Annotated in this window: 13 protein-coding genes and 1 tRNA gene; 11 read left to right on the top strand and 3 right to left on the bottom strand. The window is 49.7% G+C overall.

Translation table 11 applies throughout. The features are described from left to right. Positions 1-145: 145 nt before the first annotated feature. The 4 genes from D2E26_RS07350 (at position 146) to D2E26_RS07335 (ending at position 5579) form a co-directional block, all read left to right on the top strand. Positions 146-1552, top strand: a complete 1407-nt coding sequence (locus D2E26_RS07350; protein WP_125964151.1) for a carbohydrate ABC transporter permease — start codon at positions 146-148, stop codon at positions 1550-1552. Then, on the top strand, positions 1549-2448 hold the full coding sequence (locus D2E26_RS07345; RefSeq protein WP_125964149.1) for a sugar ABC transporter permease: 900 nt from the start codon (positions 1549-1551) through the stop codon (positions 2446-2448). The genes D2E26_RS07350 and D2E26_RS07345 overlap by 4 nt, the downstream gene beginning before the upstream one ends. Positions 2449-2608: 160 nt before the next feature. Then, complete coding sequence (gene pulA, locus D2E26_RS07340) at positions 2609-4633, top strand: type I pullulanase (protein ID WP_125964147.1); 2025 nt, start codon at positions 2609-2611, stop codon at positions 4631-4633. Positions 4634-4796: 163 nt separating this feature from the next. Then, positions 4797-5579, top strand: a complete 783-nt coding sequence (locus tag D2E26_RS07335; RefSeq protein ID WP_125964145.1) for a TraX family protein — start codon at positions 4797-4799, stop codon at positions 5577-5579. 227 nt (positions 5580-5806) lie between these two features. Here D2E26_RS07335 and D2E26_RS07330 read toward each other — a convergent pair whose 3' ends face one another. Then, entirely contained in the window at positions 5807-6850 is a 1044-nt protein-coding gene (locus tag D2E26_RS07330) for a LacI family DNA-binding transcriptional regulator (RefSeq protein WP_125964143.1), read from the bottom strand. A gap of 350 nt (positions 6851-7200) precedes the next feature. On the opposite strand from D2E26_RS07330, the gene dnaK reads away from it, so the two are divergent. From dnaK to D2E26_RS07300, 6 genes are all read left to right on the top strand, one after another. Then, on the top strand, positions 7201-9072 hold the full coding sequence (dnaK, locus tag D2E26_RS07325) for a molecular chaperone DnaK (protein WP_125964141.1): 1872 nt from the start codon (positions 7201-7203) through the stop codon (positions 9070-9072). Beyond that, on the top strand, positions 9072-9725 hold the full coding sequence (gene grpE, locus D2E26_RS07320) for a nucleotide exchange factor GrpE (protein WP_125964139.1): 654 nt from the start codon (positions 9072-9074) through the stop codon (positions 9723-9725). Before dnaK ends, grpE begins: the two co-directional genes overlap by 1 nt. A gap of 180 nt (positions 9726-9905) precedes the next feature. Next, positions 9906-10964, top strand: coding sequence for a DnaJ C-terminal domain-containing protein (locus D2E26_RS07315; RefSeq protein ID WP_125964137.1), 1059 nt, complete (start codon positions 9906-9908; stop codon positions 10962-10964). A gap of 5 nt (positions 10965-10969) precedes the next feature. Then, positions 10970-11554, top strand: a complete 585-nt coding sequence (locus D2E26_RS07310; RefSeq protein ID WP_125964135.1) for a heat shock protein transcriptional repressor HspR — start codon at positions 10970-10972, stop codon at positions 11552-11554. Positions 11555-11963: 409 nt separating this feature from the next. Continuing rightward, positions 11964-12245: a hypothetical protein gene (locus D2E26_RS07305; RefSeq protein WP_125964133.1), complete on the top strand. Its 282-nt coding sequence runs from the start codon at positions 11964-11966 to the stop codon at positions 12243-12245. 448 nt (positions 12246-12693) lie between these two features. Next, positions 12694-13374 (top strand): HAD family hydrolase, encoded by a 681-nt coding sequence (locus tag D2E26_RS07300; RefSeq protein ID WP_338142131.1) that lies wholly within the window; start codon positions 12694-12696, stop codon positions 13372-13374. Positions 13375-13759: 385 nt separating this feature from the next. Here the strand turns inward: D2E26_RS07300 and D2E26_RS07295 are convergent, their stop codons facing one another. Beyond that, positions 13760-13939 (bottom strand): hypothetical protein, encoded by a 180-nt coding sequence (locus D2E26_RS07295; protein WP_125964131.1) that lies wholly within the window; start codon positions 13937-13939, stop codon positions 13760-13762. Positions 13940-14428: 489 nt separating this feature from the next. On the opposite strand from D2E26_RS07295, the gene D2E26_RS07290 reads away from it, so the two are divergent. Beyond that, positions 14429-17935 (top strand): InlB B-repeat-containing protein, encoded by a 3507-nt coding sequence (locus tag D2E26_RS07290; RefSeq protein ID WP_164515911.1) that lies wholly within the window; start codon positions 14429-14431, stop codon positions 17933-17935. Between the two features lie 84 nt (positions 17936-18019). Here the strand turns inward: D2E26_RS07290 and D2E26_RS07285 are convergent. Beyond that, a tRNA-Ala gene (locus D2E26_RS07285) sits at positions 18020-18092 on the bottom strand. Positions 18093-18204: the final 112 nt, after the last annotated feature.

Below are 18204 nucleotides of genomic sequence, written 5' to 3'. Positions count from 1 at the left end.
CGGAAGTACATCCGAATTTTTCACTTTTGCGTAAGACATCTCAGTGACGAGTACTACTCGGGAGGCGGCCTACGGCGCAGTCCCTGAGCTTTTCTAACGCGATAAAAAGTTTTTTTAAAAAAAGCAGAGAGGCGGTTAGGTATCCATGAGTGCCACCACGCTTTCCCCTCGCGCAGCTCGAAAGGCTCGCAGATTGGGAGCGGATTACATCCCGCCATCACCGTATACGCTCAAGAATGCCTTGACTAAGGGTGATGTCTGGACCAAACTATCCATTCTGGTGTTCGGCCTCGGCAACATAATGCGCAAGCAGATTGTTAAGGGTCTGCTGCTGTTTGCCGGTGAAGTGCTGTTCATCCTGTTCATGATTTTCTCAGGCGCATACAATCTGAGTATGTTGCCTTCGCTGGGCGATCGTGAGCAAGTACAAGTCAAAGACGCCGACGGTTTCTTGCATTTTGAGGCTGGTGACAATTCGGTTGTTCTGCTGCTCTACGGTGTGGCTACGATTGCAATTTGCCTTGTCTTCGTTGCCTGGTGGGTTATGTCGATTCGCTCGGCATACAAGGCTCAGTGTGAAGCTAAGACTGAGGGACATGCCTCAACGCTCGTTGATGATCTGAAGGCATTACTGAACCAGCGTGCTTCGGCAACGCTGATGTTCTTGCCAATTCTTGGTATTCTGACCTTCACGGTGCTGCCACTGATCTTCATGATCTCGATGGCATTCACGAACTACGACCACAACCACTTGGTGTTGTTCGACTGGGATGGCTTTGCTGCCTTCAAAGAAGTCTTCTTCAACTCAAGTAGCACTGTTAATGGCAAGCTGTTCCTGTCGGTTCTGAGTTGGACGCTGGTTTGGGCGTTCTTCGCAACCTTCCTGAACTTCTTCTTTGGCTTATTCTTGGCCATGATTCTGAACCGCCGTACAACGCGCGGTAAGAATGTGTGGCGTGCAATCTTCTCGATGTCGATTGCAGTTCCTCAGTTCGTGTCGCTGCTGGTTATGAGCCAGATGCTGCAGCCTGATGGTGCAATTAACCGTCTGCTGAAGAACTGGGGTCTGATTGAGACTTCGCTGCCATTCTTGACAGATGCAACTTGGGCTCGTGTCACCGTCATTATTGTCAACCTGTGGGTTGGTATTCCTTACACGATTATGCAGGTGACTGGTATTCTGCAGAACATTCCTGTGGATCTCTACGAAGCTGCACGTATTGATGGTGCGAATTGGTGGCAGACGTTCACGAAGATTACGATGCCATACATCTTCTTCGTGCTTACCCCATATCTGATCACGACGTTCACCGGTAACGTCAACAACTTCAACGTTATCTTCCTGCTGACTAAGGGTGACCCAACGCCGACGGATGCCTCGGCAGGTAAGACTGATCTGTTGATTACGTGGCTGTACAAGCTCACGGTGGATAAGAACGATTACAACCTCGGCGCAGTTATCGGTATTTTGACGTTCATCGTCCTCGCTATCGTCTCGCTGATTACCTACCGCAGCAGTGGTTCGTACAAGAATGAGGAGGGCTTCAGGTGAGCAAGCACAGTGATGTCGCTGTTCCAGAGTCGCAGAGTTTCCTGCAGGACCAGCGTAAGCGCCGTATTTTCGGCGATGTACTCGTCTACATTCTGCTAGGCGTTCTGTCTATTATTTGGCTGCTGCCAGTCGTTTGGGTGTTCCTTGAGAGCTTCAATAAGAAGACTGGTCCATATCAGAGCACGTTCTTCCCAACGGAATACACGTTCGACAACTACATTAAGTTGTTCACCGAGCGTAACATTCTCGATTTCCCACGTATGTTCATGAACACGCTCATTATTGCGTGCTTCGTATGTGTGATTTCTGTCTTCTTCGTGCTGTCGGTTGCATACTGCATCAGCCGTCTACGTTTCCGTGGACGTAGGTTCTTCATGAACTTCGTGCTGGTGCTGGGCATGTTCCCAGGCATTATGGCTGTGGTTGCAATCTACTTCATTCTGAAGGCGATGAACCTGACTGATAGTAGTACAACACTATTTGCACTGATCCTTGTCTATAGCGCGGGCTCGGGTGCTGGTTTCTATGTCATGAAGGGCTTCATGGATACGATTCCAACATCGCTCGATGAAGCTGCAATGCTCGATGGCTGCACGCGTTGGCAGGTGTTCACGAAGATCATCATTCCAGTCTGCAAGCCAATGATCGTATATCAGGCAATTATCGGCTTCCTGACCCCATGGCTCGACTTCGTTATGGCAAAGGTTATTTGCCGTACGCAGACGAACTTCACAGCATCGCTGGGTCTGTGGCAGATGCTGCAAAGGGAATACATCAATAACTGGTTCGCTCGATTCGCGGCTGGTGCTGTGATGATTTCGATCCCAATCGCAATTCTGTTTATTGTGATGCAACGCTTCTACACCGAATCGATGTCGGGCGCTGTTAAGGGCTGATGCTGATTAACACAATTTGGAACCGTTCAATAGAGATTCACAAGTCTGTATTGAACGGTTCTATGCAATTTCTATAGAATTCGGCTAGTCACTGATGTATGAGGTGGCTAGCCGAATTTTGCACGTTATGGTGCATGAATACAAAGGACCAAGCAAACCAATGGCAGATACTCAGAAGGCCCCAGTGAACTTCTCACTGAAGCAAACGCCAGAACCGTATACGTTATGCCTTGATCGCCCACTTGGAGCAGTTGTTACCGAGCAAGGTACTGATGTTGCACTGTGGGCTCCTACAGCAAAGTCTGTGGAATTACGCCTGTTCTCGCATGGATCTGCTGAAGAACAAGATGACCAGCACATCGACTCGATTGCTATGACGCGGCAAGAGGATGGCTCATGGACTTGGCATAGCGATGCCAATCTGCATGGCACGTATTATGACTTCCTGCTGCGCATGGACAACAACAATATTCAACGTTCTGCAGATCCATGGGCACGAGCTGCTGGCGTTAATGGTCGTCGCAGCATGATTGTTGATCTGAGCCAAACGAATCCTCAAGGTTGGGATGAGGACACGAGGCCACAAACCACAACGCAAAAAACCATGGTTTGGGAGGCACATGTTGGCTCATTTAGCAATGATCCTCATAGCGGCGTTCCAGAGCAGCTGCGCGGCAAATATTTGGCATTTACGCTCAATAACACAACGCTGGATAATCAAGACAATGGATTCCCAACTTGTATGGCGTACTTGCGTGAACTTGGCGTAACTGCTGTGCAGTTGCTGCCATTTTATGATTACGGCTCAGTTGATGAGTCCGATCCCGATGGATTTAACTGGGGTTATGACCCAGTGAATTACAACGTGCCAGAAGGCTCGTATGCGACTAATCCATATGACGGTGCTGTACGCATTACTGAATGCAAGCAAATGATTCAAGCACTGCATGCAGCTGGTATCAAAGTCATTATGGATGTGGTCTACAACCACATGTTCGTCAAAGATAACTGGTTCGAGCGTACGGTGCCGGGCTACTTTATTCGCCGTCTTCCAGGCGGTGACATTGCTAATGGTTCGGGCTGTGGCAACGATATGTTCACTGAGCATCGCATGTTCCGTCGTTTTATGGTTGAATCCGTTGCCTACTGGGCTCGTGAATACCACGTGGACGGCTTCCGCTTTGACTTAATGGGTCTAATCGATACCGATACGATGAACGATATTCGTGCTGCTCTGGATGTACTCCCTGGCGGCAGAGACATCATTATGTATGGCGAACCATGGCGTGCAGATGACACGGCCACGCTTGAAGGTACGTTGCTTGCTGATAAAGAAGGTCTCGATAAGCTCGATCCACGCATTGGCCACTTCTGCGATACCACACGTGATGCCATTAAGGGCCATGTATTTGAAGTAATGAATCAGGGCTTCGTAAATGGTGATGCAGCAGGGCATAAAGAGGCCGTGGCTTTTGCTGTTGATGCATGGCGTACGCCAGACACTTGGGAAGGCTATGCCGGTCAAATTATTCAATACGTTTCGGCGCATGATGATTACACGTTGTGGGACAAACTGTGCATCAGCATGTATGGCGAGCAGATCAGTGATCTGACTGCGCTATACGAGGTTGAGCCAAGCGAAGCGCAGCAGCGTGTGCTCGAGGCTAATAAGATAGCCGCTGGCCTTATCTGGACCGCGGCAGGCATACCGTTCATGCTTGCGGGCGAAGAAATAGCTAAGACGAAATACGGAAATCATAATTCATTTGACTCGGGTAAGAAGGTCAACCAAATGGACTGGACTCGAGCGCAACGAATGCAGCACCTAACCGACTACTACAAGCGACTGATTGAACTGCGCAAGGACATGCCAGAATGGTTCAGCTTGGCGCACGAAGCCGTGCAAACGGACGGCAATCACTTGGCTTACCGATTCGGAAACTGCCTTGCGCTCGCGAACCCAGATAACTATGAACACATGGTGCAGCTGGGTGCTGATGATGAAGATATTATGAGCGGCTCTCGTAAGTTGTCGAGGCGAGAAGAAGCACCAGAGTGGACGTGCTTGCTGGACTCAACTGTGGAGAATCAGCACGAAATTTCGTGTGAGACTTCCGGACAAGGCAGGCAGGGACGTACATTCGTGCTGCCGGCTCGCTCGTTCCGTCTGTGGAGGATGGACTAAGCGAACACGCAAAGATGAGTCTGTGCAGGCATGAAAAACGGTTATTCAGTAATGAAAACGGTTGTGCTGGAATGAATTCGAGTTGCACGACGTTGAAATACATAAGCCTAGTAAACGGGCAGTTCTGCAGGACTTCTGACGCGCAAAGGTAGAGAGGAATAGCGTGGCAAACCAATTTGAGTATTCGCGACAAGAACGTAAAAAGCGACCGAGACGAGGGTTCTCTCGTTTTACTCTGAAGGTTATTGCCGGCATTTTCATGGCGCTGAATGTTTGCAGCCTTACCGTGTTCCAAGTTATTTTTGGTGCACCTTCGGCTGAAAATGTTGTGAGCCTGAATGTCTGTGCTATTTCGAATATCGTGTCGTGGATTGCCGTGCCAATTTACGCATGGTTGCTGTACACGGGATACCAGCACACGCGTAATGCATGGCTCTATGGCTTGCGCATCTTCTTGTTGGCAGTGATCTGCGAGATTCCGTATAACTACATAGCTTCTGATGGCAATCCGTTCTGGTTCGCTTCACAGAACCCAGTTTGGGGCTTGCTGATTGCATTAATCGTTATGAGCATGCTGGATTGGTTGCGACTGTTTAGCCGCTCCATCCAGATCCCAATTTCGATTCTGATTGTGATGTTCGGTGGTCTGTGGGAGTTCTTCCTGCGCGTTGGCGTTATGAGCGAAGAGCTCAATCTGAACTTGGGTATTCTGACGCTGATCTTCGTGCTCATCTTCTACTACCTCGATGGACGCGAAAATACGATGATGCTGTCCGCAGGCCTAATCGGTGCGACATTCTTCGTAACGCCAGCAATTGGTGTTGCACTGCTGCACTACCGTAACGGCAAAGAAGGCATGAAGCACAAGTGGACGAAGTGGGTGTTCTACCTGCTGTATCCAGCGCTGCTAGGAATTGGCTGCCTCGCGAGCGGCACCAGCATGTGAGCTAGCTACTACGTGATGTAATACACGGAAAAGTCCGTATGAACGCAAAAGACCGTATGAGTGGAAATACTCATACGGTCTTTTTCTTTTTGAAGCTCAGACTCCTGAAGAGACTTGATTCCTGAAATAGGGCAGTCTCCAGAACAGCCACGTTCCAACAACAGCCACGTTCCAAAAACAGCCGACTTCTTGAAACAGTCAAGCCGCTTGATGTGCAGGGGAGCGTCTTATTGCTGCTTCTTTGCTAAGCGCTGGCGCTCATCAGTAGAACGCAGAATAAGCGATGGCTCAACGGTGCGGAATGGATCCTCAATTGGTTCTTCATTAATGAGCTGCAAAGCGAAGCGTGCGGCCTGTGCACCCATTTCATATGGGTCCTGGTGCATTGTGGTCAAACCAAACGTATCGGCATATGGTGCATCATCGAAGCCAATAATCGAGTAATCGCGTGGTGTTTGATGACCAAAATGCTGCAGCTTCATCATGAGCGGCAGCGCCATCATATCCATCTGGCAGCAGATAGCATCTGGGAACTCTTCTTCGGCAAGCACTGCTGCTAACGCAAAATCAGCAAACTGCTGACCACGAGGCACACGCAGCACATTCCACTTCAGATCTGGAATCGACTTTTCGGCATTCTTACAAGCTTTAATAAAACCGCGCTCGCGAGCATCAATTGAGGAATCAATAGTTGGTGCTGGCTGCGAGCAGGTATACACAATATGACGATGACCAAGGCGAATCAGATGCTGGGTAGCACGTTCCATGCCGCCTTCGTCGTCGATGCTAATGGTGGCATCAAAGCATGTGGATTGTGGCACATTAATGCCAACAATTGGCACGTGTGTGCGGCGTAGCTGTTCGGCTTCTTCTGGTTCAACAGCGAACGAGGCAACGAACACCATATCTACATTGCGCAGCACTGGCAAATTTGTAAAGAAGCGTTCACGGCTTTCTGCAGAGTCGATGTGCTGGAACAGTGAGATGTCATAGCCTTTATCATGCAAAATTGAATCAAGGCCAGCAAAAACCTGAGTATTAAACCAGCTGGTAATCGATTCGTTCATAAGCAACGCTGCTCGGAACGTATGGCCTGACTTCAGCATGGTTCCAGTACGCGTAATTTTAAAGTCGTACTTATCAGCGATTTCAAGTACTCGTTTTCGAGTTGTTTCAGAAACAATTTCTGGATGCGAAAAGACTCGAGACACAGTGGAGATAGAAACCCCCGCAGCCCTTGCAACATCGCGAATTCCTGCTCTTTTTTCCATTGAAGTCACCTCCTCAAGTTTGAAAAAATCAACACGATAAATCACATCCATCGTACTGACTTCTGCAACTGGGTGCGAACGTTAGCATTCGAAATGAGACGAAATGTATTACGGCAGAAGGGATGAGTTGCGATGTAGGGGGAGTGGTGGCGTGGACATTTCACAGGCCCCCAAAATTCTTTTCGAGTTTTGGGAATAAACTCAGGAAACGCTAAGTTGAGTGATATAGGCTCAAGTTTTGGATGGACCGAGAAGGACCTCTGGATGCCAGCGATGGTAGTTCACTGATTGACCTTCTGATTCATGGACTAAAACTTACGCAAGTATTCGTCAACCAGAAGGAGAACATTATGGGACGCGCAGTCGGTATTGATTTGGGTACTACCAACTCCTGCATCGCAACGCTTGAAGGCGGCGAACCAACCGTCATCGTGAACGCTGAAGGTGCTCGCACCACGCCATCGGTCGTGGCATTCAGCAAGTCCGGCGAAATTCTCGTCGGCGAAGTGGCAAAGCGCCAGGCTGTGACCAACGTGGATCGCACGATCAGCTCGGTTAAGCGCCACATGGGCACCGATTGGACCGTCGACATCGACGGCAAGAAGTGGACTCCACAGGAGATTTCCGCTCAGATTCTTATGAAGCTCAAGCGCGACGCTGAAGCTTACCTCGGTGAGCCAGTGACCGACGCTGTTATTACGGTTCCTGCATACTTCAACGACGCACAGCGTCAGGCAACGAAGGATGCTGGTACGATCGCAGGCCTCAACGTGCTGCGTATCATCAACGAGCCAACTGCTGCTGCACTGGCTTACGGCCTTGAGAAGGGCAAGGAAGATGAGCGCATCCTCGTCTTCGATCTTGGTGGTGGCACCTTCGATGTGTCCCTGCTGGAGATCGGCAAGGATGACGATGGCTTCTCGACGATCCAGGTTCAGGCAACGAGCGGTGATAACCACCTCGGTGGCGATGACTGGGATCAGAAGATCATCGATTGGCTCGTGACTGAGGTCAAGAACAAGTACGGCGTTGATCTTGCTAAGGATAAGATCGCTCTGCAGCGTCTGAAGGAAGCTGCTGAGCAGGCTAAGAAGGAGCTGAGCTCCTCCATGAGCACGACGATCTCGATGCAGTACCTGGCAATGACCCCTGACGGCACGCCAGTGCACCTCGACGAGACGCTGACGCGTGCTCACTTCGAGGAAATGACTTCGGATCTGCTGAACCGTTGCCGCGCACCATTCAACAACGTGCTTGCTGATGCAGGCGTTTCGGTCTCCCAGATCGATCACGTCGTGCTCGTCGGTGGTTCGACTCGTATGCCAGCTGTTAAGGACCTCGTGAAGGAACTCGACGGCGGCAAGGAGCCAAACCAGTCCGTCAACCCAGATGAGGTTGTGGCTGTTGGTGCTGCTGTGCAGTCCGGCGTTATCAAGGGCGACCGCAAGGACGTTCTGCTCATCGACGTGACGCCACTGTCCCTCGGTATTGAGACCAAGGGTGGCATCATGACGAAGCTCATCGATCGCAACACTGCAATTCCTGCAAAGCGTTCGGAGATCTTCTCGACTGCAGAAGACAACCAGTCCTCCGTGCTGATCCAGGTCTACCAGGGTGAGCGTGAGTTCGCTCGCGACAACAAGCCACTGGGCACGTTCGAGCTGACCGGCATTGCTCCAGCTCCACGTGGTATTCCTCAGATCGAGGTCACGTTCGACATCGACGCAAACGGCATTGTGCACGTGTCCGCAAAGGATAAGGGCACTGGCAAGGAGCAGTCGATGACGATCACGGGTGGCTCGGCTCTGCCTAAGGACGAGATCGACCGCATGGTTCGCGATGCAGAGGCTCACGAAGCTGACGATAAGAAGCGCCGTGAGGATGCTGAGACCCGCAACCAGGCCGAAAGCTTCGCATACCAGACCGAGAAGCTCGTCAACGACAACAAGGACAAGCTCTCTGACGAACTCGCAACTGAGGTCACCGACAAGGTGAACGCTCTGAAGGAAGCTCTTAAGGGCGAGGATATTGAGAAGATCAAGTCCGCTCAGGAAGAGCTCATGACCTCGGCTCAGAAGATCGGTCAGGCACTGTACGCACAGGAAGGTGCTGCAGGTGCTGCTGCCGGTGCTCAGGGCGATGCTAATGCATCGGCTGCTGGCTCCGACGACGACGTGGTCGACGCCGAAGTTGTGGATGATGACGACAAGGACAACAAGTGATGTCCGAGTTCAACAAGGACGATTACCTGAACGACCTGCCTGATGCCAGCGAGCTGGACGGACAGGACGCCTCCACCACGCCTGCTGCGGACGCAGACGCTACGCAGGCACCACAGGAATCATCCAAGGCTGACGAAGCCAAGCCAGCCGAAACTGAGCAGTCTGAACAGGCTGATCAGTCGGCTGACGCTGGCAAGGATGGCGAGGAGTCGACGTTAACGCCGCTCGGCCAGGCCAAGAAGGAAGCCGCGGAGTATCTTGAGGCGCTGCAGCGTGAGCGCGCGGAGTTTATTAACTACCGCAACCGTACGCGCAAGGACATGGACCGCGCACGTCAGCAGGGCATCATCGATGTCCTGACGGCGCTGCTGCCGGCTCTCGATGACGTCGATCGCATTCGCGAGCACAGCGAAATGGACGAATCGTTCCAGGCTGTGTCGGCGAAGATCGATCGCACGTTTGAAAAGTTTGGCGTTGAGAAGTTCGGTATTAAGGGCGAGGATTTCGATCCAACGCGTCACGATGCCATTCTTCACAAGCCAGACCCAAGTGCTGAAAAGCCGACTGTGGACACAGTCGTAGAAGCTGGATACCGCATTGGCGATCGCGTCGTGCGCCCGGCACGAGTTGTGGTGGCATCGCCAGAAGCCTGACGAACGCGCACACAACAAACTGTTGATCCGAGCTTGAGACAGAATAACGAGCCTTGAGCTCAGATCAGGAGAAACCGGCTGCGGACCGCGAACAATACGGTTCGCAGCCGGTTTTCATTTCAGACTTTGTACGAAAAGAACAAAACATAACTTCACCATCAACCACGAAAGGGGGCACGGATGGCTGAGAATGAGTGGCTCAACAAGGATTTCTATAAGATCCTCGGTGTCTCCAAGGACGCCTCTGACAGCGACATCACGAAGGCATACCGCAAGCTCGCTCGTAAGTATCATCCTGATATCAATAAGACGAAGGAAGCTGAAGAGAAGTTCAAGGACATCTCTGAGGCATACGACGTGCTTAAGGACAAGGAATCGCGTCAGCGCTATGACGCAATTCGCCAATTCGGTGCAGGCGGCGCACGCTTCACTGGCGGCGCTGGTGGCGCAGGCTTTAATGCAAACGACTTTGCAGACATGTTCGGCGGTATGTTCGGTGGCGGTGCAGGCGGCCCAGGAGGCTCGCATATTCGCTTCCAGACCGGCGGTAACGGCGGCGGCTTCGATGCTTCGAATCTGAATGACATTTTCGGCAGCATGTTTGGTGGCAGCCGCGGCGGATCGCACGGTTACTACGACGATTACGACTACGATGGCGGCGCATTCCAGGGCCGTCGTCCTACGCAGGTTCCTGAAGATGGTACGGATCTGAACTCGAAGATCACGTTGACGTTCCGCCAGGCAGTGAAGGGTGCCACGGTTTCGTTAAGCGCTGGTGGCAAGAAGTTCAAGACTCGTGTGCCAGCTGGTGTGAAGAACGGCCAGAAGATTCGTTTGGCTGGCAAGGGTCATGCAGGTAAGAACGGCGGCAAGAACGGCGATCTGTATCTGCAGATTACGGTCACGCCAGATGACAAGTTCACAATGGAAGGCTCCGACCTTGTTATGACGCTGCCAATTTCGGTTGGCCAGGCCGTAACGGGCGCCAAGATCGAAGTGCTTGACTTCGACGGTGAACCAACAACGGTTAAGGTTCCTGCAGGAACTTCGAGCGGCGACGAAGTACGTGTGCATGGCAAGGGTGTGCAAAGCCCACGCAAGAAGGGCGATCTGGTTGCCCGTATTGCTATTCATGTGCCAGACCGCGTCAACGGTGCTATGAAGGATGCTGCTAAGGCATTCGATAAGGCAAGTGGCGAGAAATTCCTTGACGAACTTGCTGAGCAGCAGAAGCGGTGAGTGCCATGGCAAAAATGCCAAGGCATATGCGCAAGCTCTATGAGATGTGCGCGGTGGCGTTAACGCGCGGCCGCGCATCGCTCGATGGTGCTGCCAATGCTGGATTCGATGTTGATCTGCCGGTGTTTACTGTGGGTGCAGTTGGCAAGCTTGCTGATATTCATCCGCAAACGCTGCGTCAGTACGATCGACTCGGCATTGTGGTGCCAGACCGCACACAAGGTGGCGCACGCCGCTATTCGTTGCGTCATGTGGATCGACTGATTCAGTCGCAACATTTGAGTCAGGATGAAGGCATTAACTTAACTGGCGTGCAGCGCATTCTTGAACTGGAAGAAGAGAATCGTCAGCTGCGCCGCCAGATTGAGCGCCTGCAGCAGATGGGTACCTCAAGTGTGTTCACGGCCAATGCGGATGGCGACATTGTTGAAGTGAAGCGTTCGCACCGTCTGCGTGATTGGCGCAATGTGTTGCGTCGTGAGACGCGACAAATTACCAGTGCTCCGTCGAAGCGTGATCAGCACGACCAGATTGAGGAGACTCAAGTGAGTCATTCGCAATCGATGGTGTTATGGTCGGCACAGCACTGAGTAGAGCTCGAGCAGGTACGCCGTAGAAGCAGTAATAAAAATTTAAAAATACCGTAAATTAACGGGGGTATGTGTACGCAAGCCGCGCGCATGCCCCCGAAATTTATGCCTATTTGTATAGGTAGTATTCATAAAGCAAGATGTCTAGTTTGAGCTCTCGTGATAATCGAGCAGAAAACGGGGAATTTTGCTGTTTTTATTGGGCAAAATAGCTTGGAACATGCAGTGTTACATGTAAATAGCACATTATTAAGCGCATAGTATAAAACAGTCAGCTTGAGTTTGCAAGCCTAAAACGACAGTTTTACCGTAGGAACAACACCCCCGAAAGATTTACGATAGAAGACGTCAACAAGGGTGGAGAGAGACCCCGTTCAGAAATTATTCTTTTCAAGCAAGAAGGTTCATTATGGCAGGCGGAGCATTTAATGCGAAGACTCGCAAGTATTTGTGGTCGCTGAAGGCTGTTGATTCGGTTACACAAACGCGTATTTCTTACTCGTCGGCTTTCCGAGACGACTGCATGCGTCGATATAACGCGGGTGAATCGCCAGCAGAGATTTTCCGCGAGGCAGGTTTGGACCCAAAGATTATCGGCTACAAGCGCGTGGAACGTTGCATTTCGCGCTGGAAGCAAGCTGCACAGAAGGCAGCTGCTGAAGCTGAAGAAGATCTCGTGCTGAAGAGCTGAGCGCGGTTTTTCAAAGCTTTCTGAAGTTTTTGCGGGCCATTGCAGAAACAGATTGATAACTCTTATATCGTTACAGGTTCATCAAAGTAGGGTCATGGTTTGGGGTGCTTAACCGTGACCCTACTTCCATATTTGGGTGCTTTCCTGTTTTGCGGTTCTGTGCTGCTTTCTACCCTCCGGCACTTCTTCCATATTGAGGTTCGCTTGCGTCTCTTTCTATGAGACGTTGTTATGGATTGCAAACGATTGCTGGTGGCTTTCTGAGAGTCTTCTGGAATATAGTGATTCCACTGCTTGAGTTTTGGCAGTTCATGGTTCATCAAATCATATGGCCGCGGTTCGGCCGTCCCGAACCGTGGCCTTACTGCGTTGTACGCTTGATTTTGCTTAATTTATTTTGATTTCTGCCTGGCTTCGCATAGCCGCTGATCGCTGGAGGTGCTCATCCGTGGAATTACTCAATGCTGTGTTTTGGGACATGGATGGCACACTGATTGATTCGGAACCATATTGGCATGATTCTGAGCTCACCATTGCACGTGAACATGGTGGATATTGGGATAAGAAGCTGGCCTGGGAAGGCTCGGGTACGCCAATTCCTGTTGTGGCTTCGCGCATGATTGAGCTTGGTTGCAAACTTGATGCCAATGAAATTGGTCGACGCATGATCGATTACGTCTATAAGGCAGAAATTAAGCGCATTCCTTGGATTGATGGCGTTCAGCAGACGTTGGAACAGCTGCGCGACGCTAATGTGCCAAATGTTTTGGTCACTACCTCTACGCGAGATATGGCTGAAAATCTGATTAAACAAGCACCACAAGGTGCATTCGTGACCTATGTTTGTGGCGATGATGATGTGGAAAAGAAGCCAAGTCCTGCACCATATTTGCTTGCTGCTCATAAGCTTGGTGTTGCTGAAAATCAGATGGCACAGTGTGTGGCAATTGAAGATTCGATGAGTGGTTTGACGTCCGCCTCGAAGAGTGGTGCCACAACGATTGCGCAGACGGCTACTATGCAGCTTGATACGTCACAAGGTCCGCAGTTTGCTTCGATTAACGGCTATAGTGACGTGACTCCTGAGCTGCTTGAACAGTTTGTTCAACAGCGTCTGCGCACGTTGTAAGGCTGTTGTAAGGCCTGTTGTAAGGCTTCGTGTTACTCGGTCTCAAGAATTGGGGCGTGAGCACGGGTGTAAGCACTGAGTTTTCTTAGCAAAGCCAGAGCTTCGCGAGAAAGCGGTGCTATGAGAACAGCAGCAGTTACTGCAACAGAAGTTACAACAACTACTGAAAGCATCTCAATGAGTTCCATAAAGGTAACAGAAAACATAACGACCTCAATATGAATTGGAATTAGCGTTAAGCGCGCTGGTGTTGGCGTTAGCGTTAGCGCTGGCTTTGGCCTTGACCTTGGCCTTATCGGGTGGCTATAGACTGTGAATTCAGTTCTATGTCAGTAATTCAGTTATGAATTATTCTTGCTAATTTTGCTATTTCGGTTTTTGTATCTCAGTTTTCCATGGAGTAGTACTGCCACTCATAATCATGCAGATCCATAGTGTTCTTCGAGGATTCTGCGAGCAGAACGCTGTACTTACGGCTAGTAATTGCGGTGCCGATAATTGCGATAGTGGCGAATGCAATTGGCATTACAATACGCACAAGCGATTCAATGCATGCAATAATCATTAGATACCCCTTAATGTTATTTTTCTTCTCATTTTTCAAAACGTTTCAGTGGCGATCCATCTGAACGCGACGAACAAAGAAGTTCTTGTTCGTATATTCACTTTTACCAACGATGTATAAAGCTCGTAAAAGGCGTCTGAATGGTGAGATGAATTTAAGGTGTGTAAGTAGCAAAATATTTGTGTTTATCATTCAAATCGTTGGCGTAAAGAGCAGTATTCTCTAGTGGTTTTGTCCTTCTTATGATTTTGAAATGACAACCATAATTAATAGAAAGTTCTGTTGGTGAGATCTCATCGTGGATATCTATTGATGCTGGCTCATGTGAATGTGATGATTCTGTAATAATAGATTACGCTGACAGAAAACAATGAGGTTGAGTCTGGAAGTTGTGATGGGTACAGCAATTTCAATAATCATCAATTCGCAATGACGCGACAATATCTTATTTCTTCCGCTCACTCATTGACGTTTGGCAAAGGGGAGACTATGAAGAAATTAAGATGTTGGGCAGCTCTTGTAGTGGCACTTTCGATGTTTGTTGTAGGAATACCATCAGCATCCGCAAATCAAGTGTCTAATTATTCGGAAGCTGCGGGATCTTATCCACAAGATGCATATTTAAAAACCGAACCTGCATTCGAAACTGAACCTGCACTCGAAACTCAATCTCCTGCAGAACCTCAAACTCAGGCTCAGAGCGGATCACAGAGCGGATCTCAGAACAGATCACAGGTGTCACCGCAAGTTGCATCCGCTGATGTAGATACCAATTTGGGTCTTACTACGGGAGTGGAACTCGGATCCTCTGGCACCGTAGCAACCACAACTCAAGCAATAGATCAGCAAGCGGTATATGCAGTCGCATTGCAAACAGTAGTTAAATGGCGCCAAGATGCACTGAATGATACGCGTATTACGTTCGAGTACAAGGGCGATCAATTACCAATTCGCGAGTATTTGGTAGAACGCAATATTCCAGAAAGTGTGTATTTAAATCCTCAGTGGTCATATGATCTTGAACTTATTGCTTTGCAACGTGCGATTGAAGCATATGATTACTCAATTGCTCACACGCGCCCAAACGGAGAACTCTGCTTTAGTGCAAGAGCCAATGGTGTACAGTCTCAGGGCGAGATTTTGGCTTGGGGATATCGCTCAATGGAAGCCGCAATAGATGGCTGGGCCAGCGAAAAAGAGGATTACGTGAAAGAGCTCGCTGACGAGCCACATGATCAAACAGGTCATTACACCAATCTGGTAGATCCGGAAAATAAGTTTTACGGTTTCGCTGGAGCCTCAGCATATCGTTATGGCACATCCTGGTCTGGCGAAAGCAGGCTCTATGACAGCGGTAGTTCTAAGAATCCTACGAATCTCAGAGGAACGTTCGATTTTTCAGTAAAAGTTAATGACACCAAGCTTGCTGAAGGTCTGACTATGACTGTGCCGAATGCACAAATACTGCAAGGCACCACGCAACAGCCAACAGTCAAGCTGAACTATATGAATGGCCGTTATCAGCTTGCTGCTGGACATTGGAAATCATCAAATACTGCAGTGGCCGAGGTCGATCAATCTGGCGTAATCACAGGCAAATCTGCAGGCACAACAACTATCACGGTAACCGCGCAAAATCAGTCTGTATCTACGGAAATTCAGGTCGTTCCTGTGCAGTTGTTCTTTGACGGCAATGGTGCAAATTCTGGCTCTATTGCGCCGATACAAGGCGGGGTTGGCCAGCAAATCACGCTGCCATCAAATAGTTTTGAGAATTCAGGACAGGCCTTCATTGGTTGGAACACTCGTGCGGACGGATCTGGCCAAACATATCAGCCAGGAGACCAGTTCACGTTCGGTTCGCAGGATGTCACGCTGTATGCACAGTGGAATAGTCAGACGTTCACCGTGACATTCAACTCGAATGGTGGTTCATCTGTGGATGCTCAGGTTGTGGCTGCTGGCAGCAAAGCAACAATGCCAAAGGCTCCGCAGCGAGTAGGGTACACATTCGTCGGCTGGTTCACATCTAAGTTGGGTGGATCTCAATATGATTTCTCACAAGCCGTAACAAAGAATCTCACGTTGTATGCGCGGTGGACGCAAAAGAGTTATACGGTAACGTTCGATTCCGTCTACGGATCACCAGTTGCATCGCAAACTGTTGCGCATGGCAAGACGGCTACACCTCCGGCAACGCCTACGCGGTATGGCTATATTTTCCAAGGTTGGTTCACTGCCAAAGCTGGCGGCAAGAAGTTTGATTTCTTCTCAACGCCAGTTACCAGTGATTTGACGCTGTATGCCCATTGGGAATCGAAGTTCTACACAGTAACGTTCGACTCGAATGGTGGTAGTGCTGTTGAAACGCAATCAGTGCAACATGGCGCAAAAGTAAAAGTACCAACGCAACCAACTCGAAAAGGCTATGTATTTGTTGGCTGGTCAACTGCTGTGAATAGTAATAAACTCTATGATTTCTCGGAACTGGTGTATACGGATATGACGTTGTATGCACAATGGTCCGTTGAAACATTTGTAGTGACGTTTGATTCCAATGGCGGAACCACTGTTGCAAACCAAACTGTTACGAGCGGCAGTACAGTAGCTGCTCCGCAAAGTCCAACGCATTTCGGCTATACGTTTGCTGGTTGGTTTACCGCTGCAAATGGCGGTACCAAGTTCGATTTCTCGACTCCGATAACAGGTGATCTAACGCTATATGCACATTGGACGATTAATACCTATACAGTCAAGTTTGATTCGAATGGCGGCTCGGCCGTTAATTCGAAGACTGTTGACCATGGCAAGACTGTTACTGCTCCAAAGTCTCCAACGCGTACTGGTTATACGTTTGCTGGTTGGTTTACTGCACGTACTGGTGGCATGAAGTACGACTTCTCGAAGCCAATTACGAGTGACTTGAATCTGTTTGCCCATTGGACGCCAAATCAATATGTAGTGACATTTGATTCCAATGGTGGCTCTGCAGTAAGTGCTCAAACAGTTGAGTATCAGAAGACAGTTGCTGTTCCGAAGGCTCCAGTTCGTACAGGATATACGTTTGTTGGCTGGTTTACCGCAATGTCTGGTGGAGCACAATATGACTTTGCTCAACCAGTAACTGCGGATCTGATGCTGTATGCACATTGGACGATTAATACCTACACGGTAACGTTTGATTCCAATGGTGGTTCATTAGTCAAGCCACAATCCGTCGAATACAACAAGACCGTTGCTGCACCAAAGGATCCGACAAGAATTGGTCGTATTTTTGCCGGTTGGTTTACTCAGAAAACTGCTGGCGAGAAGTACGACTTCACGAAGCCGGTGGCAGGAAATCTGACATTGTATGCGCACTGGGATCGACTTGTTTTCACCGATGTTGTTCAACGCGATGCAAATACTGAGGGCACGCCTCACGCAGATCATGTGCAATGGATGGCAGATGCAGGACTGGCTAATGGTTATTCGAATGGGGATGGAACGTATAGATATGAGGGAATGACTCCGGTATACCGCCAGGATATGGCTGCATTCCTACGTCGTCTTGCCGTATATGAAAATATTGGCGACGCTGCAACATGGCAGCCATCTGAAGAAGATTGGAAAGCCTTCAATGATGTAACGCCTGCCACGCCGCATGCCGAAGATATTCTTTGGCTTTCGCATTCAGGCATTTCTGTCGGTTGGCCTTCTAAACAGGGTGGATTCGAATTCAGACCTATGTCGAATATTAAGCGCCAAGATATGGCTGCTTTCCTAAAGAGAATTGCTGATAAAGCAGGTAAGTCGGGCGGCGTAACGGCGCGCAATATCTTCGATGATGTGAATAAGAGCACCCCGCATTATGACGAGATTATTTGGCTCGCTGGTTCAGGAATCTCAACGGGTTGGGTGGAAAACGGCAGGACTGAGTTCCGTGGCATGAACGATGTTGTTCGTCAAGATATGGCAGCGTTTATGCACAGACTTGATGACCTGCTCAGAAAGTAAAAAGTTCCTAGTTTCGTGCTGCAAATGCTAAAGAAACTGCAATAGAAAAAGGGCCAGTGCGGTGGAATGAATGCACTGGCCCCGTGGAGCTGATGGTAATTGAAACCACGACCTCTTCGATGCGAACGAAGCGCTCTACCAACTGAGCTACAGCCCCTTGGATTGTTGTTCCGCTGCGCGGGACAACTCGCAACACTCTACTCGACGGTGTGCCCAATGTCTGTGCATCTACATGAAACCTCTTCATTACAGAGCAGTACTGAAGGAGA

The sequence above is a fragment of the Bifidobacterium dolichotidis genome (assembly GCF_003951975.1).
Lineage (GTDB): Bacteria > Actinomycetota > Actinomycetes > Actinomycetales > Bifidobacteriaceae > Bifidobacterium > Bifidobacterium dolichotidis.
The sequence above is the reverse complement of the archived record's forward strand: the minus strand, read 5'-3'. Positions and strand labels throughout refer to the sequence as shown.